The sequence below is a fragment of the Psychrobacter sp. 1Y4 genome, assembly GCF_051847555.1.
In genome coordinates, this window is the sequence record NZ_JBPYDE010000847.1 from 1 (window position 1) to 593 (window position 593).

Annotated in this window: 1 protein-coding gene; it reads left to right on the top strand. The window is 40.1% G+C overall.

Annotated features, from left to right (window positions below; all coding sequences use genetic code 11):
* A partial coding sequence (locus ACS8FC_RS19195; protein WP_439297963.1) for a sensor histidine kinase occupies positions 1–303 on the top strand: 303 nt, incomplete at its 5' end.
* Between the last annotated feature and the right edge of the window lie 290 nt (positions 304–593).

A 593-nucleotide genomic window follows, 5' to 3' on the forward strand; every position in this document is an offset into this window, starting at 1 on the left:
GGCTTATTTGCTAAGCATCTAAAAAAGGCAAAAACTGAGCCTGTGCGCCCACTACCGAAATACGCGGTGCTAGCAGTGATTGATGAAGGCACAGGTATTCCTGAAGAGAAACGCGAAGAAGTATTTAGCCCATTCGTACGATTGCAGCAGAAAAACAAAGGTTCTGGTTTGGGCTTATCTTTGGTTTCACAGATTGTCACCGCGCATCAAGGGCGGATAACTACTGATACGCTAAACGGTCATACTCGCTTCTTAGTCGCCATACCCGTTAAACATGACCCTCATTACAATCAGCATGAGTAGTCAGCTATATTTGAGAACACATTATTTTTTTGATAATACTCCCACTGACACCCCTCAAACATTCCTTCCTTAATAGCTATTCATCATAAGTCAGTCACGGATGTGCATATCCAAAGTGGCTGATAATATGCTATATTACCGCCCCTTATTATACGGTTATTGACTGTTGTTGTTTTGATGGGCTTCTTATCTAGTAATAGAAGCGTAACGACATATAATGACCATTAAAAAATTTATTGAATTTTGAACCCTCCATGAATGACATGATTGTCTTAAACGATGTGACCAAA